The following is a 26,937-nucleotide window of genomic DNA, read 5'->3' on the forward strand; positions in this document are numbered from 1 at the left end:
GACATCCGCTTTTTCCCCGACTTTGAGCGGCTGGCGCGGGAAACGTTCAATCCTGTGCGGCATCCGCCACGACAAGTGGCGTCGCCGGATTCAGCATCCGCACCTCGCGCTGCGGATATGGGATCGAAATGCCATTTTCGTGAAACGCGCGCCAGATGGCCCGATTCATCGCCGACTGCACGCCAAGCTTGCCGTTCTGTGGATCCGCGATGTAGACGGCAGTTTCGTACTCGATGCCGCTGTCAGCAAACATCACAAGGAATGCGGCGGGTGCCGGCGCTTCGAGCACACGTGGCAAATTGCGCACACAATCCTGCAGCAATCCGATCACCATTTCTGGATCGGCGGCATAGTCCGCTTGCACCCGGGTAGCCACGCGCACATTCGTTCCAGAGAACGAATGGTTTTGCACTGACTGGGCCACAAGTTGCTCATTCGGCACAAGCGTCTCGCCGTCGCCATTGCGCACAACGGTGTAGCGCGTGCGAATCTGCGACACGATGCCGGTGTACTTGTCGACCGTGATCTGGTCGCCAAGCTTGACCGAGCGATCGAGCAGGATGATGAAGCCAGATATGTAGTTGCTCGCGATCTTCTGCAGGCCAAGACCGAGGCCGACACCCAGTGCGCCGCCAAACACCGAGAGCACGGTCAGGTCGATGCCCACGAGCGACAGGCTCAGCAGCAACGACACCAGTAACAGCAGCGCCTTCGTGATGCGCGTCAGCACGACCTTCAGGTTCGAATCGAGCGTGGTCGCACGCATCAGGCGCTCTTCCAGCCACGAACCAAACCACATCGCCACCAGCACGGTCAGGAGAATCCAGACCATTGCCATCAGCGAATCGGCCAGGTTGATGTGCTGCTTGCCGCCAATCGAGAACCGCACGTCCCGCATCCACGCGACCACGTCCGGCAGCACGCCAAGCACGTACAAACCCATGGCGATCCACGTCAGGGTCGTCAGTACCTTCTCCACCAGCACAAGCATGCCGTGAAGCTGGCCATGTCCCGATATCACTCGCCGGAGGATGTAGAACGTCACATACAACGAGGTGATGCCGAACAGCGGCACCAGCGCGAGCCGCAGAACGCTGATCGGGATCAGCGATTCCAGCGAGAAAAGCGCCACCAACACCAGCAGCCAGCTGATGAGCGGGAACACCGCACGCTCCAGGCTGACCGCGGCCATGCGCAACGAGAAGCTTGCCGACTGGTGGCGAACCTCCAGCCGCTTGACCACGCGCCGCGACAGCGGCCACGCGATCAGCAGGCAAATGGCCAGTACCCCGATCTGCCAGAAAAACCCCGGACCGCCCGCATCGTGGATCAGGTCCTGCACCATCTTGCCGAACATCGCGTGCGATCGTTTCAGCTCCGCGAGCGTATCGGGGTTCATCAGCGTGCTATCCGCCATCAGCGCGTGCGCTCCAGAACAGCGGCGAAGAAGCCATCGGTCTGATGGATATGCGGATAGAGCGCCAACATGCCGCCTTCCGCCGGCAACTCCGGCACCTCGATCTTCTGCTCGGCCAGCACTTCGCTCACCGGCACAAGTCGGAAATTCTCGTGGGATGCCAGGAAATCACGGATGATTGCCTCGTTTTCGGCCTCCAGCACGCTGCACGTGGCGTACACGACACGGCCGCCGCCCTTCACCAGCTTTGCCGCGGCATCGAGGATGGCCGCTTGCTTCGCAGTGAGTTCCACAACCGATTCCGGCGTCTGACGCCACTTCAGATCGGGATTACGGCGCAGGGTACCCAGGCCGCTGCAAGGCGCGTCCACCAGCACACGATCGATCTTGCCGGCCAGGCGCTTGACCTTGGCATCGCGCTCGGAGTCGATCAGCACCGGGTGCACGTTCGACAGACCACTACGAGCCAGACGCGGCTTCAGATTGGCCAGGCGCTTCTCCGACACATCGAATGCATAGAGCCGCCCAGTCGAGCGCATGGCCACACCCAGCGCCAGCGTCTTGCCGCCAGCGCCCGCGCAGAAGTCAACCACCATCTCGCCGCGACGCGGCGCAAGCAGATGGCACAGCAGTTGACTGCCTTCATCCTGCACTTCCACGCCACCGTTGATGAACAGCGGGAGCTGGTTCAACGCGGGCTTGCCCTTGAGGCGGATGCCAGCCGGCGCCATCGGGGCCAGTTCGGCGGCGATACCGGCAGTCTGGAGTTCGGCCAGTGCCTCTTCACGCGACAGCTTGGCGGTGTTCACGCGCAGGTCGAGCGGCGCGGGCCGCAGCCAGGCATCGCCAAGCGCAGCAGTGAATGCCTCGCCATGACGCGCCACCAGATCGTCATACAGCCACTCGGGCAGGTTGGCGCGCACGCGCGGCGCCAGGCTGGAGCGCTCGATCGTGGTCAGGCGGTCGAGCCAGACAGCTTCGTCGGGATGAAGGAACGGCGAAAGCACATCGCGGCCGAGCGTCGCGGCCAGGCCCAGCAGCCCGAGGCGGCGCGTGGCCGAACCCGTGCCACTTTCGGCAAATTGACCAAATTCGACGCGTCGGCGCAACACTGCAAAAATTGCTTCAGCGATGATGCCTCGGTCGCGATGACCAAGTTTGCTATTTTCGCGGAAGTAATGGCTGACCACCGCGTCGGACGGACGCGCGAACAACAGCACCTTGCCGAGCAGTCGGTCGATATGTTGCAGATGGAAAGCCTGCAGGCCGCCGGGCGTGCGCGGCGCGCCGTCAGCGCCCTGCTGCCGGGCGTTGGGCGACTTGCGGATCGGGCTGGCCTTGCCTTTGCTCGGACGCGAGCGCTGGCGATTGTCTTGGGAAGTTGCGGGATTGCGACTCATGGCTGTTTTCCTGCCGCTTGGGGCGAGATGGCCATGAACCATTGGGGCTCGGCCGGTTGAACTACTTGAACGACACCGTCCTGCACGTGCAGACGGTCTTCGACGAACCAGCGCACGGCGCGCGGGTAAATGACATGTTCGCTATCGAGCAAACGATCGGCCAGCGACTCCGGTGTATCGCCAGGCAGAACATCAAGTGCCGCCTGCAACACGATCGGACCATGATCGAGTTCTGGCGTCACGAAATGCACTGTCGCGCCATGCAGCTTGACGCCCGCCTCCAACGCCTGCTTGTGCGTATGCAACCCGGGGAAGCTCGGCAGCAGCGACGGATGGATGTTGAGCATTCGACCGGCGTAATGCTCAACGAAGCCAGGCGTCAGGATCCGCATGAAGCCTGCCAGCACGATGAGGTCGGGCTGGTAGGCGTCGATGGCGTCCCGCATCGCGGCGTCGAAACTCTCACGTCCGGAAAACTGCTTGTGGTCCACCACACCGGTGGCAATACCGTGGCGCGAGGCGAACTGCAGGCCCGAAGCATCGGGGCGGTTCGACAGTACCGCTGCCACGCGCGCCGGCCATTTCTCGGCGGCGCAGGCCCGGACGATCGCTTCCATGTTGGAGCCACGCCCGGAAATCAATATCACAATATTCTTCATCGCCGCGATTCTACCAAGCTGTGGTCCAAACACTTGCAAACCATGCGCATTAGGTACTTAATTACCGCCAACGCACATGGGGCAACAAAAACAGGCGCGCCCACCAATCCCACTACCCCCGTGTGATGGATTGTGACGCGCAACCCGCTCTGTTAGAGTGGCCCCTACGCCCACGCGCCGCGACACAAAAAGACGGTGACAACAAGGGCGAAACGGGAACTTAGACGCAATACTGTTCAGATAGTATTTTTAAAGCCATAATCCTCATCCATCGAAGCTTCAATGGATGAGGGTGATGGCCAGAACACGCAAGACGCTGCCGTCGAGAGTTGACGTTGCGCATTTGATCAGCGCCGGGGTGCTGGCCAGCGTGTGTCCACGGACGTTGATCGAAGAAGTGTTGGCCGAGACCGGCAAGGCCAGCCAGCGGGAGCGGCTGCTGCCCGCGCCGGCAGTGGTGTATTACGTGATGGCGCTGGCGCTGTGGCGCGAAGCGCCGCTGGAGGAAGTGCTGCGCGTGGTGTGCGAAGGCCTGCAATGGCTCGGCGGCGGCCACACTGAGGCGGTGCAGGCCAGCAAGTCCGCGATCTCGCAGGCGCGCAGCCGGCTGGGCCCCGAGGTCATGCGCCAATTGGCCGATCGGGTGCTGCGCCCGCTGGCCGCGCCGGGGGCGCCAGGGGCGTGGTACCGGGGATTGCGCGTGATGGCCCTGGACGGCAGCTGCATGGACGTGGCCGACGAGGCGGCCAACGCCAAGTTCTTCGGCTACCCGGGCGCCTCGCGCGGCCAAAGCGCCTTCCCGCAGGCGCGCGTTCTGGGCCTGGTGGAATGCGGCACGCACGCGGTGGTGGCAGCCGGCATCGCACCCTACGGCCACAGCGAGCAGGTCATGGCCGCCCAGTTGCTGCCCGCCAAGCTCACGCCCGAGATGCTGGTGCTGGCCGACCGCAACTTCTACGGCTTCAAGCTCTGGCAGACCGCCTGCGCTACGGGCGCCAAGCTGGCCTGGCGGGTCAAATCCAACCTCAAGCTGCCGGTAGAGCAGATGTTGCCCGATGGCTCGTACCTGAGCCGCGTGTTCGACAGCGACGACCGCGCGCGGCGCGCAGGGCAAACGGTGCGTGTGATCGACTACGCGCTCGAGGGCTCGGCCACGCCGGCGCAGGGCAGCTACCGGCTGCTGACCAACCTCCTGGACCCCGATGCGGCGCCGGCCCTGGAGCTGGCCGCGCTGTACCACGAGCGCTGGGAGATCGAGGGGGTGTTCGATGAGTTCAAGACGCATTTGCGCGCCAACAGCACGGTGCTGCGCAGCAAGACGCCCGAGCTGGTGCAGCAGGAGCTGTGGGGGCTGCTGCTGGCGCACTTTGCGATTCGCCAGTTGATGGCGCAGGCGGCCTGGGCGCGCGAACTCGATCCGGATCGCCTGAGCTTCATGCACGCCGTGCGCGTGATCAAGCGCAAGATGCCGCAAGCTGCGGCCGTTTCCCCCTGAGCGTTTGCCTGCCTGGCGCGAGGCCCTGCTGGCCGAGATCGCGCGCGGGCGCTGCGTGAGCAGTCGTGGGCGCCTGAACCCGCGCGGCGTCAAGCGCAAGATGAGCAACTTCAATGTTCGGCATCGCGGCGCAGCGCTCCATTTGCGGCATCAGCCAGTGCCGGTGCTTCGTATCTGAACAGTATTTAACTTAGACGGGAATACGCATGTTGAACGCTGCACCGACTTTGTTGGTGGTCGATGATCATCCTATGGCGCTCTCGGGCACAACCGCCTTCCTGGCGGAAGTGATGCCCGACGTCGCCGTTCATTCCGCTGGCAGCGCCAAGGAAGCCCTTCACTCCCTGAACCAGGGGCTCCGTCCCGATATCGTGCTGCTCGACATCTGGCTGAACGATGGTACTGGCTTCGATGCCATGCAGTCGTTCAAGACCGTGATCCCGGGCGCCCGCTTCATCTTCATGTCGGCGGAGGCCACACCCGAGATCGTGGGACGCGCCCGCGCGCTATCGGCCTGCGGTTTCGTCGGCAAGCATCTGGACGCCAACGCGTTCACTGCGGCCGTGCGCAAGGTCCTGGCCGGCGACACCAGTTTTCCATCCGATGAGGCCTTGTCCGGCCGATCGCAATCGTTCGGCCCCGCCCACGGCATTCCCGTCACGCCGGCCGAACTCGGCCTCACGCCGCGTCAGGGCTCGGTGCTCGCGCTGGTGCTCGAAGGACTGCCGAACAAGGTCATCGCCCGCAAGCTGGGGCTGACCGAGAACACCGTCAAGGAACACGTCTCCGCCATCCTGCAACGGCTGGGCGTGCGCACGCGCATGCAGGTCATGTCGCGCATGGAGCGTTTTCGCCTGCGCCAGTGAGGCAGTGAACATCGCCACGCATGAATGACAACGCCGCCTCAAGGGCGGCGTTGTCATTCATGCGTTCATGCCGTGGGCAACCAGCGGCGCAGCAACATGCGCAGGTTCGCCGGGTCCACCGGTTTCGGCAGGACGAAGTAGCCTGCCTCCTCGGCCGCCTGCAGCGCCGCGGACTTCAGATCGCCCGTCAGCAGCGCGCTGCGTGCCTGAGGCTGCGAGGTCTGCCAGCGCTCCAGCAAATCGAGCCCGTTCTCGTTGCCGGGCAAGCGCAGGTCACAGAAGATAATGTCCGGCTTGAGACCCTTCGCGAAGAGACGGTCGGCCTCTCCCCCGTGCGCGGCACATGCCACGCGAATGCCCCAGGCCTCCATCAAGGCGATCCACGCCTTGCGAATCTGGCTATCGTCATCGACCACCAGCACAGTGCCACGTAAACGATCGTGTCGCGCTTCTTCCGCCTGCGCATTCGCCCGCATCGCCCGAACACTGGCTACGGTCTCCTCGGGCACCGGCGCCAGCGCGAACCAGAATACCGATCCCTTGCCCGGCACCGAGCGCACGCCGTAAGTCCCGCGCATCAGACGCACGCATTCCCGGAAGATCGCGAGCCCCAGACCAAGACCCTGCGACGGATCGCGCTGCGGATTGTGAACCTGGTAGTACGGCGAGAAAATTTCCGGCAGGTGCTCGGGCGTGATGCCCGCACCGGTGTCCCAGACCTCCAGCCGCACGTGCTTGCGGCGCTGTCGTGCGGTTACCAGAATGCCGCCGCGCTTCGTATAGCGCAGCGCGTTCTGCACGAGGTTGAACAGCGCCCGCCGCAGCAGCACCGGCTCGGCCATGGCGAACAGTTCGTCAGGCACGCGTGGCGTCAGCGTCAGACCGCTTTCGCGCGCATCGGCGGCGAACTGGCTCATCACGTCATGGATCAGCGAATTAAGTTCGCATGGCTCCAGCGTTGGTAACACCTTGCGCCCTTCAAGCTTGGACAGGTCAAGCAGGGACCGGAACAGCAGGTCGATGGTCTGCGTCCCGGCGGCCACCTGCTCGACGAGCGGGTGGAGCGAACTCGATTGGTTGCGCGCACGCAACGCTTCGACCAGCATCACCAGGGCATGAACAGGCTGGCGCAGGTCGTGACTCGCGGCCGCCAGGAAGCGGGATTTCTCCTCACTGGCATGAAGTGCCCGTTCCTTCTCTTCCTGAAACTGCTTGGCGAGCCGGCGGCTTTCGGATTCGAGCTGGATGGCCCGCACCAGCGTGTGCTGCAGATTCAGCGAGTGCCGTGCCAGCATCAGCGCGTAGATAGCCAGCAGCAATTGCACATAGGTGCCGTGGCCCGGAAAGGCAAAGTCAGCCAGCAGCACATTCGGCACAAGGATCGGCACGCCGGCAAAGACCAGGTTCGATGGGATGGGCGACTGCGACGTGGCGCCGCCCGCGAGCACACCCAACGTCAGCAGATACAGCACGCTCGAGAACACCACGGACGACGAATACAGATGCAGCAGCGCCGAACTGCCCCAGGTCAGTCCCGTCAGGAACGCAATGGCGCGCATATTGTTCCACCACTTGCGCGTGTGCGCCGAGCGGCTCAACCTACCCATATCGCGCTGGAACCCGAGGTAGAACCACATCCCGCCGATGGTCAGCAGCAGCATGATGGCGCACCAGATCACCAGCGCCACGTGGTTGGCTTCGTTCCAGAACGTGTACGCGGTCAGTCCCGGCAGCAGGGCCGAGGATGCAATGCCCGTGGGGGAGACACGATGAACGGTGACGAGCAGCTTGGCTCGCGTTTCGGTGTCCAGTTGCGGCCCGGGCGGGGGCAGGATCTTGTTGAGCAGCGCGTTCAAGTGTGGCGTGGCACGTAAGGCGACGTTCTTCGTCGCTGCAACTGGCATCAGACAAGTCTGCCGACGTTGCAGAAATCGCGCAATTTTGTTGCAAGTGGGGCATATCATGCCGATTTTTGCGGCGCCGCGCCATTGCGAGGCGCCCCAATAACCCACAAATTTGTCAAAAGCACCACGTTTGTGGGGGGCGTGTGTCGAAAGCGCGCGCCAGACCAGCGTCAAATTGGTCGGCCGGCAGGCTTTTCGGGCGGCAAACCGGTGGTTCGCCTTATAATGCCCCCTTTCGTGCGACACGCACCCTCGTGTCCGGTAGCTCTACGTTAAGAGCATCGACCTTTGTTGAGACAAGGGGAAGGCTTCGGCCAGAACCGTCCAATCTCAACCATTTCTTGCTTTGACAAACCCGGCCGCAAGGCCGGAGCGAGTCCATGTGTTGCGAGGAGGCCAAAGTATCGGCCGACTCAAAGCTTGCTTTCTGCTGGATGGATTTCCAGCCATTGCCCAAAGGCGGGGACGCTTGCCTTTGGGCAGGTGTCTTTGCAGTACGCACTCTCTACGGAGGTGTGGGCGAATATGCGGCGGTAATTTGCTGCGTCTTCGCTACATAGCATTCAAACCGGCCCAGTAGGGTCGGCGCTACGTCTTTGGGATGGAGGCGGGCGCGTCAGCGTCTGTCTTCATCGAGCGCCTGCCAGTATGGAGGCACTGAAGTAATGAAGTGAGGTTTCCGGAGCGTTTAGCTCTGCGCGTTATGGTTCGGTCGAATACACCCGCGAGGGTGCCTCGATAGAGAACCTGCTATGCGACTAGCAGTAGCCTAGGGAGACATGCGTCACGGGTAACTGTGGGGTGTGAAGCTCTCCTGACAACGAAGCCCCCGCAAGGGTGCGTAACTGCCGAGAGGTAGAGACGCAGAGACTCCTAGCAGCAATGGGGTCGAGGAGCCAGGCTGGCTGGTATGGGCAACATATGTGAACTGCTGATAAACACCGTAAGCATTGCAGTGCCAAAGCTGCTGATAGGCACTAACCAAAAGGTATGTGGTCGGTTGTTCCGCTGAAAGTTCGGAACACGTCGCCATTCGGACCACCGGTGAAGAGGCAGGCCCTAACCCAGTCGTGTAATGCGCAGGGAACGTGGTAAGCCCGTATGGCTGCCGGAGCGCGGTATGGCTCCGGCAAGCGAACCGCAAGGAACGCTGTTGGCTGTGCGGGTATGGGAGGTTGGAAAAAGCGAATGCCGGGCTGTAATGGTCCGGATAGGGGTTGAGACATTACCTCACGCGAAAGCGGGCAGACTTCCAACTGGTCTTTCGTCGCAAGACGGCTGACTGAACTCGCTTGTTTAATTTTCTTCCCTTGGGGGGTGATATGCCCCTCAAGGGGCATGTTGTCTCCGTTGTCTTGGGAAGTCCTCAAGATTGGAGAGCAGCATGGAAGCATTGATCCGTGAGGATGAATCTGCGCCCTCCGGCATCCCGCAGCGATGGGGCGACATCAATTGGCGCCGCGTCGAACGGAATGTTCGGGCAATGCAGATTCGAATTGCGAAGGCAACACAGGAAGGGGATTGGCGCAGGGTGAAAACCTTGCAACGGTCCCTGACCCGCTCGTTTTCTGCCAAGGCATCGGCGGTAAGGCGAGTGGCGATGAACCAAGGAGCGCGGACGGCTGGTGTCGACCGCGTTGCGTGGGACTCGCCTGAAGCTCGATGGGAATCCATTGGGAGGTTGAAGCGCCGGGGGTATCGTCCGCTGCCGTTAAGGCGGGTGTACATCCCCAAGGCGAATGGGAAGGAACGCCCCTTGGGCATTCCAACTCTGCACGACCGAGCCATGCAGGCGCTATACCTGCTGGCGCTGGAGCCGGTGTCCGAGGGGACGAGCGATCCGAACTCTTACGGGTTTCGGATTAATCGTTCGACTGCGGATGCCATGTCCCAGCTGTTTGTCTCCTTGTCCAAAAAGGCTTCGGCCCAATGGGTGCTGGAGGCAGACATTAAAGGATGCTTCGACCATATCAGCCACGACTGGCTGGAGCGCAATGTCCCCATGGACAAAGCGATCCTTCGGAAGTGGTTGAAGGCTGGCGTGGTATTTCAAAGCCAGTTTCAGGCGACCGATGCTGGAACACCACAGGGGGGCATCATTTCCCCAACCTTGGCCAACGTGGCACTGAATGGACTGGAACGTGACCTGATGAAGTTCTTACGAACGAAACTCGGGACTGTCCAGGCCAACAGGCTAAAGGTGAATGTCGTGCGGTACGCGGACGACTTCGTGATCACCGGCAATACGCCGGAAGTTTTGGAGCACGAAGTGAAGCCGTGGGTAGAACAGTTCCTAGCAGTACGGGGACTCACTCTTTCCCCGGAGAAAACGCGAATCGTGAACATCGCCGATGGCTTTGACTTCCTTGGGTGGAATTTCCGGAAGTATTCGGGAACGCTGCTCATCAAGCCGAGCAAGAAGAACGCACTAGCGTTCTATCGCAGGGTCAAGGAGGTTATCAGGACACACCATGGGAAAAAGCCGGAGGATCTGATCCGAACGCTGAACCCGATGCTGAGGGGTTGGGCACAGTATCACGGCCCAGTGGTTGCAAAGGCGGCGTTCACCCGAATGGAGCACCTGATCTTCAGGTGTCTATGGAGGTGGGCAAAACGGCGACACCGAGGGAAGAATACCGAGTGGGTGCGGAAGAAGTACTTTGCCTCAATCGGAATGCGGAACTGGGTGTTTGGAACCAACGTTTTGGGTAAGGCTGGCGAACGCTACTGGATGGAGTTGTATTCGATACCGAGTACGCCTATTCGGAGGCACAAGAAGGTTCGAGGGGACTACAACCCCTTCGACCCAGCGCAGGAAATGTATGGCGAAACGCTGCGGCAGGAACGCATGGCAGAAAGCATGTCGTACCGAAAGCAGTGGGCAAAGCTGTTCATGTCCCAGCGGGGCTTATGCGCGGTATGCCAAGGCAAGATAACCAAAGAGACAAGATGGCATGACCATCACATCGAACCACGGGTTTCCGGTGGCTCGGACGCTCTAGGGAATCGAGTTCTGGTGCACCCCGACTGTCATGTCCAAGTTCACTCCTATGGTCAAGTTGCAGTGAAGCCGGTGTTTGATTAACTCATTCATTTTGTAGAGGCTTGAGCCGTATGCGGGGAAACTCGCACGTACGGTTCTTAGGGGGGAGCATTGCCAGTGATGGTATGCTCCTACCCTCCCCAAAAACGCTCGTCCGCCGTCCTCGTGAAAGTCTTCCGCGGTCTGCCCAATGCCGAAAGCCGGGCGCCTTGCGCGCTTACCATCGGCAATTTCGACGGTGTGCATCGCGGCCACCAGTCGTTGCTCGCGCGCGCCCGCGCGGCCGCCGATGCACGCGGCCTGCCGCTGTGCGTGATGACATTCGAGCCGCATCCGCGCGAATTCTTCGCCCCCGAGCACGCTCCCACCCGTATCGCCCTGCTGCGCGACAAGCTCGACGCGCTGCGCCGCAACGGCGTGGATCGCGTGGTGGTGGAGCATTTCAACGCGCATTTCGCCGCCCAGTCGCCTCAGGCTTTCGTCGAGAACGTGCTCTGGCACGGCCTCCACGCCCGATGGGTGCTGGTTGGCGACGACTTCCGCTTCGGCGCCAAGCGCGCCGGCGACTTCTCCTATCTGCAGGAGGCCGGCCGGCAGTTCGGTTTCGACGTCGAGCAGATGGGATCGGTCTCCGAAGGCGGCATCCGCATCTCCAGCTCAGCCGTGCGCCAGGCACTGGCCGGTGGCGACCTGGAACATGCGCGCCGGCTGCTCGGCCACGGCTACGCGATCAGCGGCCACGTAATCCATGGACGCAAGCTCGGCCGTGACCTTGGGTTTCCGACGCTGAACCTGCGGATCTCGCACAAGCGCCCGGCCGTGAACGGCATCTTCGTGGTGCAGGTGCATGGCATTGCCGACCACCCGGTGCCGGGCGTGGCCAGCATCGGCGTGCGGCCGACCGTCGAGGACGCCGGCCGCGTGCTGCTGGAAGTGCACCTCTTCGACTTCAACGAAAACCTGTACGGCAAGCTGATACGGGTGGAATTCATGAAGAAGCTGCGTGACGAGAAGCGCTACGACTCGCTCGAAGCGCTGACCGCGGCCATCGCCAAGGATGCCGCCGACGCACGCGCATTCTTTGGCCAGACCGCGCCGGATGCCGGCCGGCGCGACTTCGCCACCTCCGCCACCGACCGAATTAGCTAGCGGCCGGCAGCGCGCTCGATCCACGAGCCGCGGCCGGGACCCGCCCTGCCTCACCCCGAATGACACGCGCGGTGGTCATGCACGCGCCGCGCCCTACCGAATTGCCTTGAGAATCAACCATGTCCGACGACAAACGCGCCAAGCCTGAAAAAAGCAAGTATCCGGTCAATCTGCTGGATACCCCGTTCCCGATGCGCGGCGATCTGCCCAAGCGCGAGCCGCAATGGGTCAAGCAATGGCAGGACAAGCAGCTCTACAAGAAGATCCGCGCCGCCCGCCATGGCGCCAAGAAATTCGTGCTGCATGACGGCCCGCCGTACGCCAATGGCGATATCCACATCGGCCACGCAGTCAACAAGGTCCTGAAGGACATGATCATCAAGGCGCGTGGCCTGACCGGGTTGGACGCCGTCTACGTGCCGGGCTGGGACTGCCACGGCATGCCGATCGAGATCCAGATCGAAAAGCAGTTCGGCAAGGGTCTCCCGGTGCAGGAAGTCCAGTCGAAGGCGCGCGCCTACGCCACCGAGCAGATCGCCCGCCAGCGCAAGGACTTCGAGCGTCTGGGCGTGCTCGGCGACTGGGAGAACCCGTACCTGACCATGAACTTCAGCAACGAGGCCGACGAGCTTCGCGCGCTGGGCAAGATCATGGAGCGCGGCTACGTGTTCCGCGGCCTGAAGCCGGTCAACTGGTGCTTTGACTGCGGCTCGGCGCTGGCCGAGGCGGAGGTCGAGTACAAGGACAAGGTCGACCTGTCGATCGACGTCGGCTTCCCGTTCGCCGAGACCGACAAGATCGCCCACGCATTCCATGTGCCGCTGGCCCAGCTAGAAGGCAAGCCGGGCTGGATCGTGATCTGGACCACCACCCCGTGGACCATCCCGTCGAACCAGGCGCTGAACATGCACCCGGAGGTGGAATACGCGCTGGTCGACACGCCGCGTGGCTTCCTGATCCTGGCCAAGGATCGCGTCGAAGAACAACTCAAGACCTACGCGCTGGAAGGCACGATCGTCGCCACGGCGCGCGGTGACGCGCTGACCGAAGTGCGCTTCCACCACCCGCTGGCGAAAATGGACGCCGGCTACGTCCGTACCTCGCCGGTCTACCTGGGCGACTACGTGACCACCGACACCGGTACCGGCATCGTCCACTCGGCGCCGGCCTACGGCGTGGAAGACTTCCAGTCGTGCAAGGCGCACGGCATGCCGGATTCGGACATCATCAGCCCCGTGATGGGCGATGGTGTCTACGCCAGCACGCTGCCGCTGTTCGGCGGCCTGTCGATCTGGGATGCCAATCCGAAGATCGTCGAGGTGCTGCGCGAGTCGGGCAACCTGTTCAACTCGCACAAGTACGAGCACAGCTACATGCACTGCTGGCGTCACAAGACGCCGATCATCTACCGCGCCACGTCGCAGTGGTTCGCGGGCATGGACGTGGACCCGGTGGACAACGGCCCGACGCTGCGCGAAACCGCGCTGGCTGGCATCGAGGCTACCGAGTTCTACCCGGCCTGGGGCAAGCAGCGCCTGCACAACATGATCGCCAACCGCCCGGACTGGACGCTCTCGCGCCAGCGCCAGTGGGGCGTGCCGATGGCCTTCTTCGTCCACAAGGAAACGGGCGCCCTGCATCCGCGCACGCCCGAGCTGCTCGAGGAAGTGGCGAAGCTTGTGGAGAAGCACGGCATCGAGGCCTGGCAGACGCTCGACCCGAAGGACCTGCTCGGCGACGAAGCCGCGCAGTACGAGAAGAACCGCGACACGCTCGACGTGTGGTTCGACTCGGGCACCACGCACTGGACGGTGATCCGCGGCTCGCACCGTGACGAGCTGTACGATCCGGCCGCCGACCTGCCGGATGGCCGCCTTGCCGACCTCTACCTGGAAGGCTCGGACCAGCATCGCGGCTGGTTCCACTCGTCGCTGCTGACCGCGTCGATGCTCTATGGCAAGCCGCCCTACAAGGCACTGCTGACGCACGGCTTCACGGTCGACGGCGAAGGCCGGAAGATGTCGAAGTCGGTCGGCAATACAGTGTCGCCGCAGGACATCTCGAACAAGATGGGCGCCGAGATCATCCGCCTGTGGGTGGCATCGACCGACTATTCGGGCGAGCTGTCGATCTCCGACGAAATCCTGAAGCGCGTGGTGGAAGGCTATCGCCGCATCCGCAACACGCTGCGCTTCCTGCTGGCCAACCTGACCGACTACGACCACGCCAAGCACGCGCTGCCGGCGTCGGAATGGCTGGAGATCGACCGCTACGCCGTGGCGCTGACCGATCGCCTGCAGAAGGAGGTGCTGTCGCACTACCAGGCCTACGAGTTCCACCCGGTCGTCGCCAAACTGCAGACGTTCTGCTCCGAGGACCTCGGCGGCTTCTACCTGGACGTATTGAAGGACCGCCTGTACACCACGGCCGCTGACTCGAAGGCTCGCCGTGGCGCGCAGAACGCGCTGTATCACATCACCCAGGCGATGCTGCACTGGATGGCGCCGTTCCTGACGTTCACGGCCGAGGAAGCGTGGCAGATCTTTGCCCACGGCACCGAGCACAAGGACACGATCTTCACGAGCACGTACTATGCGATCCCGTCGGTGGACGACGGCGACACGCTGCTGCAGAAGTGGCACGAGATCCGTACCGTGCGCGCCGAAGTCACGCGCCAGCTCGAAGCCGTGCGCGTGGAAGGCGACATCGGTTCGTCGCTGCAGGCGGAAGTCACGATCGCCGCGGGCGGTCCGGTGCTGGCCGCGCTGCAGAGCCTGGAAGACGACCTGCGCTTCGTGTTGCTGACGTCGGCCGCCAAGGTCACGCCGGCGCCAGAAGGCGGCGACCTGCTGGTGACGGTCACGCCGTCGCAGCACGCCAAGTGCGAGCGTTGCTGGCACTACCGCGCCGACGTGGGCCACAACCCCGAGCATCCGACGATCTGCGGCCGCTGCGACAGCAACCTGTTCGGCGCCGGTGAACACAGGAGCCACGCCTGATGGCATCGTCCACTCGTTCGACGCGTTCGACGCCGGCCCGCGGCAAGAGCAAGGGCGCCAGCGGCAACGTCACGCCGTGGCTGTGGATGGCCTTTGCCCTGCTGGTGGTGATGATCGACCAGTTCTTCAAGGTGGTGATCACGCGCTCGTTCCAGTACGGCGAGTCGCGCCCGATCACCAGCTTCTTCAATCTGGTGCTGGTCTATAACAAGGGTGCCGCGTTCAGCTTCCTGGCAGATGCGGGCGGCTGGCAGCGCTGGTTCTTCACGCTGCTGGGCGTGGTGGTCGGCGCGTTCATCATCTGGCTGCTCTATCGCCATACCGGACAGAAGCTGTTTTGCCTGGCGGTATCACTGATTCTCGGTGGCGCCGTGGGCAATGTGGTCGACCGGATCATCCACGGCCACGTGATCGACTTCCTGGACTTCCATCTGCGTAACACGCATTTCCCGGCATTCAACGTGGCGGACTGCGCGATCACGCTCGGGGCGATCCTGCTGATCGTCGACGAGCTGCGGCGCGTGCGACGTCACTGACGCCTGTCATACGCCCCTCTCCCACAAGCGGGAGAGGGCGCCAGCCAACCATCCCTTCCAGCGCGTCGCCTCTCCCAGCGGTATCATGCGCAGACTCCCGTCTCCCTGAAGAGCTCTCCCCATGGATTTGCGCGGCAAGCACATCGTCCTTGGTCTGACTGGCGGCATCGCCTGCTACAAGTCAGCCGAGCTGGTCCGACTGCTCACCAAGGCTGGCGCCACGGTGCAGGTGGCGATGACCGAAGCGGCAACGCACTTCATCACGCCGGTCACGATGCAGGCGCTCTCCGGACGTCCGGTGTTCCTCTCCCAATGGGACACCCGCATCGACAACAACATGGCGCATATCGACCTCTCGCGAGAGGCAGACGCCATCCTGATCGCGCCAGCATCGACCGATTTCCTCGCCAAGGTGGCCAACGGCCTCTGCGACGACCTGCTGACCACGCTGTGCATCGCGCGTGAATGCCCGCTGCTGGTGGCGCCGGCGATGAACCGGCAGATGTGGGCCGCCGCGCCAACGCAACGCAATGCCGCGCAGCTACGCGCCGATGGGGTCATGATCCTCGGCCCCGGCACGGGCGACCAGGCCTGTGGCGAAATCGGCGATGGGCGGATGCTCGAACCGGAGGAACTCGTCGAAGACCTGATCGCGTTCTTCCAGCCCAAACCGCTGGCTGGCAAGCGCGTGCTGATCACGGCGGGCCCGACGTTCGAAGCGATCGATCCGGTACGCGGCATCACGAACCTGTCCTCAGGCAAGATGGGATTCTCGATCGCGCGCGCCGCACGTGAAGCGGGTGCCGAGGTACTGCTGGTGGCTGGCCCGACCGCGCTCGACACGCCCCGTGGCGTCACACGCACCGATGTGCGCAGCGCCCAGCAGATGCACGACGCGGTCATGGCGCAACTGCGCGATGTCGACGTGTTCGTCGCCGTGGCCGCCGTGGCGGATTGGCGTCCCGCGGAGGTCGCGCAGCAGAAGCTCAAGAAGGCCAACGACACCGACACGCCGACCCTGCAATTCGTGCAGAACCCGGACATCCTGGCTGCCGTGGCCGCCCGTGCCGATGCCCCCTATTGCGTCGGTTTTGCGGCCGAGAGCGAGAACCTGGAGCAATACGGCGAGCAGAAGCGCAAGCGCAAGGGCGTGCCGCTGCTGGTCGGCAATATCGGCCATCGCACGTTCGGTCTCGACGACAACGAGATCGTGCTGTTCGATGCCAACGGCATGACGCGCCTGCCGCGCGCGGACAAGCTCTCGCTGGCGCGCGAGCTTGTCAACGCAATCGGCCAGCGTTTGCCGCGCAAACTCGTGTAATCCCCCGCCCTGCCCGCCATGAGCCAACCCCGCCCCAAGCTGCGCCTGTCCGTGCTCGACCAGAGCCCGGTCATCGCCGGCCATACCGCGCGCGACGCGGTGGCTGCGACCGTCGAACTGGCCCAGATGGCCGACGATCTCGGCTATACCCGCTACTGGTGCGCCGAGCACCACGGTCTGCAAGGCGTCTGCAATCCCGCGCCCGAAGTCATGCTTGCGCGGCTGGGCAGCGCGACGAAGCGCATCCGCGTGGGCTCCGGCGGCGTGATGCTGCCCTACTACAGCCCGTTCAAGGTGGCCGAGCAGTTCCGTATGCTCGAAGCGCTGTTTCCGAACCGCGTCGACCTGGGCGTGGGCCGCGCGCCCGGCGGCGATATGCGCACTGCGCAGGCGGTGGCCATGGGGCAGTACAACCGTGGCGACCAGTTCCCGCAACAGGTGCAGGACCTGGCCTGGCTGCTGCGCGGGGAAGTCCCGCCCGACCATCTGGCCGAAGGGGTGCTGCTGCAGCCGGTGATCGACACCAAACCCGAACTCTGGGTGCTTGGTTCGAGCGATTTCGGCGGCGCGCTGGCCGCCCGTCTCGGGCTGCGATTCGCGTTTGCCCACTTCATCAATGCGCACAGCGGGCATCTGGTTACCCAGCAATATCGCGAAGCGTTCGAGCCTGGCTACGAGGACAAGCCTTACAGCGCCGCGGCTATCTTCGTGATCTGCGCCGATACCGAACAGGAAGCCGCGACGCTGGAACGCGCGGTCGATATCCGCCGGCTGCAGATGGCCTACGGCGTGAACGCGCCCATTCCCTCGCTGGCGCAGGCCGCCGACTTCACGCCGACCGAACGCGACCGGATGATCATCGAGCGCGAACGGCCGCGCACGATCTGTGGCACGCCCGAGCAGGTTGCCGAGCGGATGCTGGCGCTCAAGGACCGGTTCGCGGCGGACGAACTAGTTGTGCTGAGCGTGACGGCCTCCTACAAGGCGCGTCTGCGCACCTATCAGTTGCTGGCCGAGGCATTCGACCTGGCCGCCTGACTCCAGGCCATCCGGCGCGGCGCGGTATGATTCGGCCTTTGGCCAGTCCGTGCTTTTGCCGGACTACCTAGCCCATCTTTCACGCATTGCAGGAAACCGCTTCCATGACTGTAGCCGCCAATCCGACCGTCGAAATCAAGGTGCTCGACGCCCGCCTGAATGACTGGGGCCTGCCCGCCTACCAGAGCGACATGGCCGCAGCCATCGACCTGCACGCTTGCGTGGACGGCCCGGTCACGATCGAGGCCGGCACGCCTGCGCAACTGATTCCGGCCGGTATCGCGGTGCATATGGCCAATCCGTACATGTGCGCCACGATCGTGCCGCGCTCGGGTCTGGGCCACAAGAAGGGGCTCGTACTCGGCAATTCGATCGGTGTGATCGACGCGGATTACCAGGGGCAAATCATGGTCAGCGTGTGGAATCGCAACGCGCCCGGCACCGAACCGATCATGATCCAGCCCGGCGAGCGTATCGCCCAGATGATGTTCGTGCCGGTGCTGCGTCCGGTGTTCACGACGGTGGAAGAATTCTCGGAAGATTCGACGCGTGGTGCCGGTGGCTTCGGGTCGACCGGCGTCGCGCACGCAAAGGCGTAAAGCCAGAGCGGTACTCTCCCTCTCACGCTGTCCTGGAGAGGGAGAAAGATTTCAGCGCTGCTCGAAGATCAGCGCTACACCGTTGGCCTGCATCGCCGGGATCAGCGTGACTTCCGGTGACAGGTCGATAGATTCGACACCCTGCTCGCGCCAGTGAGCGCGCGCGCCAGCCAGGTTGGACGTGGCAAGGCGAATAGCCGCGTAGCCGCGCTCGGCGTGTTGCAATTGCGGTGCGCCAGCGGCAACCGCCAGCGCCTGCGGCGCCACGATCACGAACCTGGCGTCGCCAATGGCGATCGTGGCAGCCTCATCGGTCGCCTCGATGATCGCCCCGCCCGTCAGCACAGCATAGGCCTCGGCCGTCGCGCTCACCTGCTCCGCCTCCACCACCAGATACGTTGCCGCAATGGCCCGAGCGCCATTGGCGTGCGCCATCCATTCTGGGCGCCACAGCAGCTCCGGCGTGCGGTGTTCGCAGACGAAGTAGCGCGCGCCCGGCGCGCCATCAAGTGCCGTGACGCGGAACGTGGCCGGATGCTCGCTGCCATCATCGAGCCGGACGGGGCGTGAGAACTCGATCGGATCGGACGGCTGGAAGCCCGCCGCACGCAGGCGGTCGGCCGTGGCGAACGCATCGCTGCTCTTGCAGGACATGGCCGCGCAGCCACCCCCACGCCGCTGGGCGTCCCAGTAATACTGGCGACTCGGGCTCGGCGCGGTGACGTGCAGCAGTTCCAGGTAATCACGCGCCAGCATGATGCAGTGGTTCTGCGATCCCAGCGTGTGATAGCCGCGCGGCGTCAGCGTGAATCCCAGCGCGCGCCAGTTGGCAACTGCGGCGTCCAGGTCGCCGCAAACCACCACGGCATGATCGAAAGGTTCAGGCAGACCGCTCATTGCTGACTCGACATTTACTCGAACTGGATATTGGCCTTGCGAGCCACCGCCTGCCATTTGTCATGCTCGTGGCGCACCAGGTTGCCAAGGTCGGCAGGTGTGCCAACCGCAATTTCGAAACCCTGAGCCGTCAGCGCCTCAACCACCTTGGGCTGGCGAATCGCGACGCCCAGCGCATCGTGCAGGCGAGTCACTGTATCGGGTTGCATATGAGCCGGGCCGAAAACGCCGATCCACGAGTAGGCCTCGAAGCCCTTGAAGCCCTGCTCGGCCACGGTCGGCACCTGCGGAAGTTGCTTGATGCGGCTCGATCCGGTCACGCCGAGCACCTTGATCGTCTTGGCGGCGATGTGGGCCTGCACGGCGGCGTAGCTGCTGAAGAACAGGTCGACTTCCCCCGCCAGCACGGCTTGCACGGCCGGGCCGCCACCCTTGTAGGGCACGTGGAGGAACTGGACGCCCGCGTCGGTGGCCAGCGCTTCCGCGGCAAGCTGATTCAGGCTGCCGATACCCGACGAGGCATAGCGCACGCCCTTGGGATTGGCGCGGGCCAATTCCACGAGCTCACGCACGTTCGAGGCCGAAAGCGCGGGATTGGCGGCGATCACCAGCGGGAAGCGCACCAGCTGGGAGATCGGCGTGAAATCCTTGAACGTGTCGTACGGCAGGTTCTTGTACGCAAATGGATTGATCGCATGCGTATCGAAAGCCATCAGCAGCGTATTGCCATCTGGCTTGGCGCGCGCCACGGTGCTGCTGGCGATCAGTCCGCCAGCGCCAGGCTTGTTATCGACGACGACGGTCTGGCCGAGTCCACTCTTCAGCCCCGGCTGCAGTTGGCGCGCAACGATGTCCACGCTGCCACCCGGCGGGAACGGCAACACCATGGAAATGGGACGGCCACCCGAGGCAGGTTCTGCCGCGCGGGCAAGGCTGGAGATCGAAGCGACGGGCACGGCACCCATCGGCAAGGTCTTGAGCAGCAGACGGCGCAGCCGCATGCGGTCTGGAGAGGACATCGGTGACTTGAGCTGTGCGGCCACATGGCCGCGTGACAAAAAAGAAAGGGCGACATGCCGCCCGCCCGTATTTTGCCCGATGATCGCTCGCGTTGCAGGCAATGCCTTCGCTGATCGCCCAAAAGCCCACGAAGCTGGAACAATCGCCCAAGAAAAACGGCCGGGAATGACCCGGCCGTTATCCAATTTGCTGATATGTCAGACGCTCAGACTTCTGCGCGCTGCTCGCTTTCCGGCGCCTCGGGCGGCTCCGGATCCGCTTCGGAGAACGTCAGCTTGATCTGGTCGTCATCGTCCAGGTCCACCGCGACCTTGCCGCCGCTGACAAGCTTGCCAAACAGCAGCTCGTCGGCCAGCGCCTTGCGGATCATGTCCTGGATCAGACGCTGCATCGGACGGGCACCCATCAGTGGATCGAAGCCCTTCTTCGCCAGATACTTGCGCAGCTTCTCCGAGAAGCTGGCATCCACCTTCTTCTCGTGCAGTTGCTCTTCCAGCTGCATCAGGAACTTGTCCACCACGCGCAGAATGATTTCCTCATCCAGCGAGCGGAAGCTGATCATTGCATCGAGCCGGTTACGGAACTCGGGCGTGAACATCCGCTTGATATCGGCCATTTCGTCGCCCTGCTCGCGGGCGGTGGTGAAGCCGATCGTGGCACGGTTCATCGTCTCGGCGCCCGCATTGGTGGTCATGATGATGATCACGTTGCGGAAGTCGGCACGGCGACCGTTGTTGTCGGTGAGCGAACCGTGGTCCATGACCTGCAGCAGGATGTTGAAGATATCCGGATGTGCCTTTTCGATCTCGTCGAGCAGGAGCACGCAGTGCGGCTTCTTCGTGACGGCCTCGGTCAGCAGGCCGCCCTGGTCGAAACCGACATAGCCCGGGGGCGCGCCGATCAGGCGGCTCACCGCGTGGCGCTCCATGTATTCGGACATGTCGAAGCGCAGCAACTCAATGCCCATGATGAACGCGAGCTGCTTGGCCACTTCGGTCTTGCCGACGCCGGTCGGGCCCGAGAACAGGAACGAGCCGATCGGCTTGTCGGTCTTGCCCAGGCCAGCACGCGACATCTTGATCGCCGAAGCCAGCGCCTCGATGGCCGGGTCCTGACCGAACACCACCGACTTCAGGTCGCGTTCCAGCGTCTGCAACTTGCTGCGGTCGTCCTGGTTCACGCTTTGCGGCGGGATACGCGCGATGCGCGACACGATGTCCTCGATCTCGGCCTTGCCGATCGTCTTCTTCTGCTTCGACTTCGGCAGGATGCGCTGTGCCGCACCCGCTTCATCGATCACATCGATCGCCTTGTCCGGCAGATGACGGTCCGTGATGAAGCGTGCCGACAGTTCGGCCGCCGCGGTCAGCGCCGAGGCCGCGTATTTGACGCCGTGATGCTCCTCGAAGCGCGACTTCAGGCCACGCAGAATCTGCACGGTCTGGTCTACCGAAGGCTCGACCACGTCGATCTTCTGGAATCGACGCGATAACGCCGCATCCTTCTCGAAGATGCCACGGTACTCGGTGAACGTGGTCGCGCCGATGCACTTGAGCTGCCCCGACGACAGCGCCGGTTTCAGCAGGTTGCTGGCGTCCAGCGTGCCGCCCGATGCGGCGCCCGCGCCGATCAGCGTGTGGATCTCGTCGATGAACAGGATCGCGTTCGGATTGTCCTTGAGCGACTTCAGCACACCCTTGAGGCGCTGCTCGAAGTCGCCACGGTACTTGGTGCCGGCCAGCAGCGCGCCCATGTCGAGCGAGTACACCACGGCCTTTTCCAGGATATCCGGCACCTCGCCCTTGGTGATGCGCCAGGCCAGACCTTCGGCGATCGCCGTCTTGCCCACGCCGGCCTCGCCGGTCAGCAGCGGGTTGTTCTTGCGGCGGCGGCACAGCACCTGGACAACGCGCTCGACTTCGCTTTCGCGGCCGATCAGCGGATCGATCTTGCCGGCCTTGGCCAGCGTGTTCAGGTTCTGGGTGTATTGCTCGAGCGGGCTTTCCTTGCCGTCACCGCCCTCGCCTTCGGCGTTGCCGTCGCCATGCTTGGCGGGCTCGGCCTGATCCTTGCGGATGCCGTGGCTGATGAAATTCACCACGTCCAGGCGCGTGACGCCCTGCTGCTGCAGGTAGTAGACCGCGTGGGAATCCTTCTCGCCGAAGATCGCCACCAGCACGTTTGCGCCAGTCACCTCCTTCTTGCCGTTGGAGGTCGACTGCACATGCATGATGGCGCGCTGGATCACTCGCTGGAAACCGAGTGTCGGCTGTGTGTCCACTTCATCGGTGCCGGGCACGACCGGCGTGTTGTCGGCGATGAAGTTCTTCAGACTAGTGCGCAAGTCCTCGATGTTGGCTGCGCACGCGCGCAGCACCTCGGCCGCCGTGGGGTTGTCGAGCAACGCCAGCAGCAGGTGTTCCACGGTGATGAACTCGTGGCGCGCCTGGCGAGCCTCGACGAAGGCCATGTGCAGGCTCACTTCCAATTCTTGCGCAATCATGCTTCCTCCATCACGCACTGCAGCGGGTGCCCCGCCTGCCGCGCATGGGTTGATACAAGCTCGACTTTGGTCGCCGCGATATCACGCGTATAGATACCACAAACGCCCTTACCTTCCCGGTGGACGGTCAGCATGATCTGCGTCGCCGTTTCCCGGTCCCTGCTGAAATACTGCTGCAGGATCATCACGACGAACTCCATCGGAGTGTAGTCGTCGTTGAGCAGGACCACCTTGTACATCGCCGGCGGCTTGAGCTGCTGCTCCTTCCGTTCGATGACAGTGCCTGTTTCGCGTTGGGGGGTGTTCGCCAGCCGTGTCGCCATGGCTTTTATTCTAACCCTTGTTCACAAGTCTGCAATTTGGGGAACTGGGCTGTTATTCAAGCCCCGCACCCGGTAAATTCTCTGCGTGGCCCGCCACACAAAGGACGTTCGGCGCACGTTGGCGGAGCACGCCGCACACGAGCGGGACGGCTCCCTGGCACCAGTCCGGGGCATTCGGGAAAATCCGTACGCCCCGGCGCCAAAGGTACCACTGGTGGCCGTTTCAATCCCGCCACACCCCGCGCCGAGTGGGGATTCTGCCAGCTTGACAGTATGTAGGTTTGCCGAAAGAATCGTTCGCGCATTCGGGCATGGTCACGCGAGCCAAGCAACAAGGTCAGTCCGGATGATTCCGTGAGCAGGGGAGGCCCACGACCGGCGTCGGTCATGCGCCCGCATGCCAGCATTTGACTGGTAACCGGGCGCCGACCACGCGAATCTCATCGATACGGCGCCTTCTGGCTGCCGGTGCCGCAGGGCGCCGACGCTGGAAGCCCGTCGAAGTGTTTTTCAGCTGGCCATCGGTTTCCCCGCTTGAAATCTGCTTTTTCGTTGGGGGAGTTTATGGCAAGCGGTATCGTCAAATGGTTCAATGACGCCAAGGGTTTCGGCTTTATCAAGCCGGACGACGGCGAGGAAGAACTGTTTGCGCACTTTTCGGCAATTCAGATGTCGGGTTTCAAGACGCTGAAGGAAGGCCAGCGTGTGGTGTTCGAAATCGTGCAAGGCCCGAAGGGCAAGCAAGCTACGAACATCCAGGACGCGAACCAGTAAGAGTGCGCCGCGACCGAACCGGCCGCAGAGCCGCGTCAGTCCGTCAGGATGCTGGGGGGATGTACCCCCGCGGAACGGGATCCAGTGCCACGGTACGGCAATGCCGGCCAGCGGCACGCTGCTTTTGGCGGTACGCCACGCATCCGATGGAGCGCCCGGCCTCGTGCCGGGCGTTCTGCTTTCCGCCCCTCGCCTCACTCCCACCGTCCGTCGATATTCAGACCGCTCACCCGCTGGGCGTCTTCGCGGCTGACTATCCGCAACGCAAGGACCGAAGACCTTGCCCTAATCGAATTTCGCTATCAGGCCAGCGCCGCGACGATCGGGTGATCTCCGTCAGCCAATAGACGTGAAAAAGCCCCGCATCTGCGGGGCTTTCTGTCTCCGGCGGAGTGGCCGTCGCGCTTACATATTGTCGATCATCACCTGACCAAACCCCGAGCACGACACCTGCGTCGCACCTTCTAGCAGCCGGGCGAAGTCGTACGTGACCTTCTTCGACTGGATCGACTTCTCCATCGAGCGGATGATCAGGTCGGCCGCTTCGGTCCAGCCCATGTGGCGCAGCATCATTTCCGCGGAGAGGATTTCCGAACCTGGATTCACGTAGTCCTTGCCTGCATACTTCGGCGCGGTGCCGTGCGTGGCTTCGAACATGGCGACCGAATCGGACATGTTCGCGCCCGGTGCGATGCCGATGCCACCCACCTGGGCGGCCAGGGCGTCGGAGATGTAGTCACCGTTCAGGTTCAGCGTGGCGATCACCGAATATTCAGCTGGACGCAGCAGAATCTGCTGCAGGAATGCGTCGGCGATAGCGTCCTTGACGACGATATCGCGGCCAGTCTTCGGATTCTTGAACTTGCACCACGGGCCGCCATCGACCAGTTCCGCGCCAAATTCCTGCTGCGCGAGTTCATAGCCCCAGTCGCGGAAGCCGCCTTCGGTGAACTTCATGATGTTGCCCTTGTGCACGAGCGTCACCGACGGCTTGTCGTTGTCGATCGCGTACTGGAGCGCCTTGCGCACCAGGCGCTGCGTGCCTTCCTTCGAGACGGGCTTGATGCCGATGCCGGACGTTTCCGGGAAGCGGATCTTCTTCACGCCCATTTCGTTCTGCAGGAAGGCGATCAGCTTCTTCGCGCCTTCGCTTTCGGCTTCCCACTCGATGCCGGCATAGATGTCTTCCGAGTTCTCGCGGAAGATCACCATGTCGGTCTTCTCGGGCTCGCGCACCGGGGACGGCACGCCTTTGAAATAACGCACCGGGCGCAAGCAGACATAGAGATCGAGCTGCTGACGCAGTGCCACGTTCAGCGAGCGGATGCCACCACCGACCGGCGTGGTCAGCGGGCCCTTGATCGACACCACGTATTCCTTGACCACTTCCATGGTCTCTTCCGGCAGCCACACATCCGGGCCATAGACCTTGGTCGACTTCTCGCCCGCGTAGATCTCCATCCACGAGATCTTGCGCTTGCCGCCATACGCCTTGGCCACGGCGGCATCCACCACTTTCAGCATCACCGGGGTGATATCGACACCCGTGCCGTCACCTTCGATGTAGGGAATGATCGGATTATCCGGCACGTTCAGCGAAAGATCGGCGTTGACCTTGATCTTCTCGCCTGCCGGCACCTTGATGTGCTGATACATATTTGTCTCCAACTGCGGATGGGGGTAAGGACAGCACCAGGCCGCAGAGCCCGGCAATGCGATTGTGTCGTGCAAGGCATTGTAACGGGCGAATCGGGTTCGCCACGTGACCGGCCGCGATCACATCTCGCTCGGCATTTCATGTCAGTCTTATATAAGACCCAAGAGCATCCGCATATTATGCATAAACGCCGTGGGCACGCCAAATGATTCGGCGGCTCGTGCATACTTCGCGCCCATGACCCTGATCGCGCTAAACAAACCCTACCAGACCATGAGCCAGTTCTCAGCGCACCCCTCGCGCGCGACGCTGGCTGACTGTGTCGATGTGCCTGGTGTCTATCCTGCCGGCCGGCTCGATGCCGACAGCGAAGGCCTGCTGCTGCTCACCGACGATGGCGCGCTGCAGGCACGCATCGCCGATCCGCGACACAAGCTCGTCAAGACGTACCTCGCTCAGGTGGAAGGTGTTCCAGACGAGGCTGCGCTTGCCACCCTTCGCACCGGCGTGGACCTGGGAGATTTCAAGACGCTGCCAGCAAAGGCGCGCGTCGTCGATGAGCCGGCATGGTTGTGGGAGCGCCATCCTCCGATCCGCTATCGCGCAGCCATTCCCACTACGTGGATCGAGTTGTCGATTCGCGAAGGCAAGAACCGACAGGTGCGCCGCATGACTGCCGCGGTGGGGCTCCCCACGCTTCGACTCGTCCGCATATCTATTGGCAATCTGAAACTGCCGGAGCTGGGACTGATGCCCGGCCAATGGTGCGAAACAGATGTCTCGAGACTAGGACTTTCAAGCGGCAATCCGCATGTTTCGACTGCAAGACCTGAGCGCGCGCCCACATCGGGACCGGCAAGACGCAGTTACAAATTCAAGTAAATATGGCGTCAACGGCCAGCCTTGCCGCTTCGTTTTTTCGAGTGACACGTTCTACTACGCGTCGCACTCACCAAATGCTGGACACAAATTCTCGAGGTACTCGCAAATGAAAAAACTGATCGCTGCCCTGGTTGTTGGTCTGTTCGCTACCGGCGCTTTCGCCCAGGCTTCGGCTCCCGCCGCTGCTGATGCTGCTGCACCGGCCGCCAAGGAAGCCAAGCCCGCGAAGTCCACCAGCAAGAAGCATCACAGCAGCAAGAAGCATAGCTCGAAGAAGACTGAAGCTTCGGCTCCGGCTGCTCAGTAAGGCGGTTCGCGCGCGACTCGCCGGCATCGGTCCGGCGCTCATGCGAAGGGCAGGCACGTTTCGACGGCCTGCCTTTTTTATTGCGCGAACGACTGACGCACGCGCGCTGCGCTATGCTCTCGGCTGCAGTCGACCCTCTCACTTCCGA

At 63.0% G+C, this 26,937-nt stretch carries 21 protein-coding genes; 12 read left to right on the plus strand and 9 right to left on the minus strand.

Annotated elements, in window-relative coordinates; genetic code table 11:
- Positions 1-46 precede the first annotated feature (46 nt).
- From RMET_RS14420 to purN, 3 genes are read right to left on the minus strand one after another with little or no spacing between them, the layout of a single operon-like run.
- Complete coding sequence (locus RMET_RS14420; RefSeq protein WP_011517428.1) at positions 47-1,417, minus strand: mechanosensitive ion channel family protein; 1,371 nt, start codon at positions 1,415-1,417, stop codon at positions 47-49.
- Positions 1,417-2,817: an RsmB/NOP family class I SAM-dependent RNA methyltransferase gene (locus RMET_RS14425; protein WP_011517429.1), complete on the minus strand. Its 1,401-nt coding sequence runs from the start codon at positions 2,815-2,817 to the stop codon at positions 1,417-1,419. Before RMET_RS14425 ends, RMET_RS14420 begins: the two co-directional genes overlap by 1 nt.
- Positions 2,814-3,476: a phosphoribosylglycinamide formyltransferase gene (gene purN / locus RMET_RS14430; protein ID WP_011517430.1), complete on the minus strand. Its 663-nt coding sequence runs from the start codon at positions 3,474-3,476 to the stop codon at positions 2,814-2,816. Before purN ends, RMET_RS14425 begins: the two co-directional genes overlap by 4 nt.
- Positions 3,477-3,762: 286 nt before the next feature.
- On the opposite strand from purN, the gene RMET_RS14435 reads away from it, so the two are divergent.
- On the plus strand, positions 3,763-4,971 hold the full coding sequence (locus RMET_RS14435) for an IS4-like element ISBvi1 family transposase (protein ID WP_011517431.1): 1,209 nt from the start codon (positions 3,763-3,765) through the stop codon (positions 4,969-4,971).
- Between the two features lie 206 nt (positions 4,972-5,177).
- The gene (locus RMET_RS14440; RefSeq protein WP_011517433.1) at positions 5,178-5,837 is read left to right on the plus strand and encodes a response regulator; all 660 of its coding nucleotides are present in this window, start codon (positions 5,178-5,180) and stop codon (positions 5,835-5,837) included.
- A gap of 65 nt (positions 5,838-5,902) precedes the next feature.
- Here the strand turns inward: RMET_RS14440 and RMET_RS14445 are convergent, their stop codons facing one another.
- Complete coding sequence (locus RMET_RS14445; RefSeq protein ID WP_029310195.1) at positions 5,903-7,741, minus strand: ATP-binding response regulator; 1,839 nt, start codon at positions 7,739-7,741, stop codon at positions 5,903-5,905.
- Positions 7,742-9,125: 1,384 nt separating this feature from the next.
- On the opposite strand from RMET_RS14445, the gene ltrA reads away from it, so the two are divergent.
- The 7 genes from ltrA (at position 9,126) to dut (ending at position 18,426) form a co-directional block, all read left to right on the plus strand.
- Positions 9,126-10,826, plus strand: a complete 1,701-nt coding sequence (ltrA, locus tag RMET_RS14450; RefSeq protein WP_011517436.1) for a group II intron reverse transcriptase/maturase — start codon at positions 9,126-9,128, stop codon at positions 10,824-10,826.
- Positions 10,827-10,949: 123 nt separating this feature from the next.
- Positions 10,950-11,933, plus strand: a complete 984-nt coding sequence (locus RMET_RS14455) for a bifunctional riboflavin kinase/FAD synthetase (protein ID WP_017511836.1) — start codon at positions 10,950-10,952, stop codon at positions 11,931-11,933.
- A 119-nt stretch (positions 11,934-12,052) separates the two neighbouring features.
- A complete protein-coding gene (gene ileS, locus RMET_RS14460) occupies positions 12,053-14,932 on the plus strand; it encodes an isoleucine--tRNA ligase (RefSeq protein ID WP_011517438.1) in 2,880 nt (959 codons plus the stop codon).
- Positions 14,932-15,468, plus strand: coding sequence for a signal peptidase II (gene lspA / locus RMET_RS14465; RefSeq protein WP_011517439.1), 537 nt, complete (start codon positions 14,932-14,934; stop codon positions 15,466-15,468). Before ileS ends, lspA begins: the two co-directional genes overlap by 1 nt.
- Positions 15,469-15,589: 121 nt before the next feature.
- Positions 15,590-16,789, plus strand: a complete 1,200-nt coding sequence (gene coaBC / locus RMET_RS14470) for a bifunctional phosphopantothenoylcysteine decarboxylase/phosphopantothenate--cysteine ligase CoaBC (protein WP_011517440.1) — start codon at positions 15,590-15,592, stop codon at positions 16,787-16,789.
- Between the two features lie 18 nt (positions 16,790-16,807).
- Positions 16,808-17,827 carry an LLM class flavin-dependent oxidoreductase gene (locus RMET_RS14475; protein ID WP_011517441.1) on the plus strand — a complete coding sequence of 340 codons (1,020 nt, stop codon included), beginning with the start codon at positions 16,808-16,810 and terminating at the stop codon, positions 17,825-17,827.
- 104 nt (positions 17,828-17,931) lie between these two features.
- Complete coding sequence (gene dut, locus RMET_RS14480) at positions 17,932-18,426, plus strand: dUTP diphosphatase (RefSeq protein ID WP_011517442.1); 495 nt, start codon at positions 17,932-17,934, stop codon at positions 18,424-18,426.
- 51 nt (positions 18,427-18,477) lie between these two features.
- Here dut and RMET_RS14485 read toward each other — a convergent pair whose 3' ends face one another.
- From RMET_RS14485 to clpS, 4 genes are all read right to left on the minus strand, one after another.
- Positions 18,478-19,323 carry a VOC family protein gene (locus RMET_RS14485; protein WP_011517443.1) on the minus strand — a complete coding sequence of 282 codons (846 nt, stop codon included), beginning with the start codon at positions 19,321-19,323 and terminating at the stop codon, positions 18,478-18,480.
- 14 nt (positions 19,324-19,337) lie between these two features.
- A complete protein-coding gene (locus tag RMET_RS14490) occupies positions 19,338-20,342 on the minus strand; it encodes a tripartite tricarboxylate transporter substrate binding protein (RefSeq protein ID WP_011517444.1) in 1,005 nt (334 codons plus the stop codon).
- Between the two features lie 206 nt (positions 20,343-20,548).
- The gene (clpA, locus tag RMET_RS14495; protein WP_008644941.1) at positions 20,549-22,846 is read right to left on the minus strand and encodes an ATP-dependent Clp protease ATP-binding subunit ClpA; all 2,298 of its coding nucleotides are present in this window, start codon (positions 22,844-22,846) and stop codon (positions 20,549-20,551) included.
- A complete protein-coding gene (gene clpS, locus RMET_RS14500) occupies positions 22,843-23,169 on the minus strand; it encodes an ATP-dependent Clp protease adapter ClpS (RefSeq protein WP_008644942.1) in 327 nt (108 codons plus the stop codon). Before clpS ends, clpA begins: the two co-directional genes overlap by 4 nt.
- Before the next feature lie 564 nt (positions 23,170-23,733).
- On the opposite strand from clpS, the gene RMET_RS14505 reads away from it, so the two are divergent.
- Positions 23,734-23,943: a cold-shock protein gene (locus tag RMET_RS14505; protein WP_008644945.1), complete on the plus strand. Its 210-nt coding sequence runs from the start codon at positions 23,734-23,736 to the stop codon at positions 23,941-23,943.
- A 405-nt stretch (positions 23,944-24,348) separates the two neighbouring features.
- Here RMET_RS14505 and icd read toward each other — a convergent pair whose 3' ends face one another.
- Complete coding sequence (icd, locus tag RMET_RS14510) at positions 24,349-25,599, minus strand: NADP-dependent isocitrate dehydrogenase (protein WP_011517445.1); 1,251 nt, start codon at positions 25,597-25,599, stop codon at positions 24,349-24,351.
- 238 nt (positions 25,600-25,837) lie between these two features.
- On the opposite strand from icd, the gene RMET_RS14515 reads away from it, so the two are divergent.
- The gene (locus tag RMET_RS14515) at positions 25,838-26,482 is read left to right on the plus strand and encodes a pseudouridine synthase (protein WP_011517446.1); all 645 of its coding nucleotides are present in this window, start codon (positions 25,838-25,840) and stop codon (positions 26,480-26,482) included.
- Positions 26,483-26,588: 106 nt separating this feature from the next.
- Positions 26,589-26,789 carry a hypothetical protein gene (locus tag RMET_RS14520; protein ID WP_008644951.1) on the plus strand — a complete coding sequence of 67 codons (201 nt, stop codon included), beginning with the start codon at positions 26,589-26,591 and terminating at the stop codon, positions 26,787-26,789.
- The last annotated feature ends 148 nt before the right edge of the window (positions 26,790-26,937 follow it).

It is taken from the genome of Cupriavidus metallidurans CH34 (genome assembly GCF_000196015.1).
GTDB lineage: Bacteria > Pseudomonadota > Gammaproteobacteria > Burkholderiales > Burkholderiaceae > Cupriavidus > Cupriavidus metallidurans.

Excerpts from the sequence above, each read along its gene's own strand:
- clpA (WP_008644941.1), bottom strand. The coding sequence starts at position 22,846 with ATGATTGCGCAAGAATTGGAAGTGAGCCTGCACATGGCCTTCGTCGAG.
- RMET_RS14490 (WP_011517444.1), bottom strand. The coding sequence starts at position 20,342 with ATGTCCTCTCCAGACCGCATGCGGCTGCGCCGTCTGCTGCTCAAGACC.
- ileS (WP_011517438.1), top strand. The coding sequence starts at position 12,053 with ATGTCCGACGACAAACGCGCCAAGCCTGAAAAAAGCAAGTATCCGGTC.
- coaBC (WP_011517440.1), top strand. The coding sequence starts at position 15,590 with ATGGATTTGCGCGGCAAGCACATCGTCCTTGGTCTGACTGGCGGCATC.
- RMET_RS14440 (WP_011517433.1), top strand. The coding sequence starts at position 5,178 with ATGTTGAACGCTGCACCGACTTTGTTGGTGGTCGATGATCATCCTATG.
- RMET_RS14485 (WP_011517443.1), bottom strand. The coding sequence starts at position 19,323 with ATGAGCGGTCTGCCTGAACCTTTCGATCATGCCGTGGTGGTTTGCGGC.
- clpS (WP_008644942.1), bottom strand. The coding sequence starts at position 23,169 with ATGGCGACACGGCTGGCGAACACCCCCCAACGCGAAACAGGCACTGTC.
- ltrA (WP_011517436.1), top strand. The coding sequence starts at position 9,126 with ATGGAAGCATTGATCCGTGAGGATGAATCTGCGCCCTCCGGCATCCCG.
- RMET_RS14505 (WP_008644945.1), top strand. The coding sequence starts at position 23,734 with ATGGCAAGCGGTATCGTCAAATGGTTCAATGACGCCAAGGGTTTCGGC.
- RMET_RS14515 (WP_011517446.1), top strand. The coding sequence starts at position 25,838 with ATGACCCTGATCGCGCTAAACAAACCCTACCAGACCATGAGCCAGTTC.
- RMET_RS14435 (WP_011517431.1), top strand. The coding sequence starts at position 3,763 with ATGAGGGTGATGGCCAGAACACGCAAGACGCTGCCGTCGAGAGTTGAC.
- icd (WP_011517445.1), bottom strand. The coding sequence starts at position 25,599 with ATGTATCAGCACATCAAGGTGCCGGCAGGCGAGAAGATCAAGGTCAAC.
- dut (WP_011517442.1), top strand. The coding sequence starts at position 17,932 with ATGACTGTAGCCGCCAATCCGACCGTCGAAATCAAGGTGCTCGACGCC.
- RMET_RS14425 (WP_011517429.1), bottom strand. The coding sequence starts at position 2,817 with ATGAGTCGCAATCCCGCAACTTCCCAAGACAATCGCCAGCGCTCGCGT.
- RMET_RS14520 (WP_008644951.1), top strand. The coding sequence starts at position 26,589 with ATGAAAAAACTGATCGCTGCCCTGGTTGTTGGTCTGTTCGCTACCGGC.
- purN (WP_011517430.1), bottom strand. The coding sequence starts at position 3,476 with ATGAAGAATATTGTGATATTGATTTCCGGGCGTGGCTCCAACATGGAA.
- RMET_RS14420 (WP_011517428.1), bottom strand. The coding sequence starts at position 1,417 with ATGGCGGATAGCACGCTGATGAACCCCGATACGCTCGCGGAGCTGAAA.
- RMET_RS14475 (WP_011517441.1), top strand. The coding sequence starts at position 16,808 with ATGAGCCAACCCCGCCCCAAGCTGCGCCTGTCCGTGCTCGACCAGAGC.
- RMET_RS14445 (WP_029310195.1), bottom strand. The coding sequence starts at position 7,741 with ATGCCAGTTGCAGCGACGAAGAACGTCGCCTTACGTGCCACGCCACAC.
- lspA (WP_011517439.1), top strand. The coding sequence starts at position 14,932 with ATGGCATCGTCCACTCGTTCGACGCGTTCGACGCCGGCCCGCGGCAAG.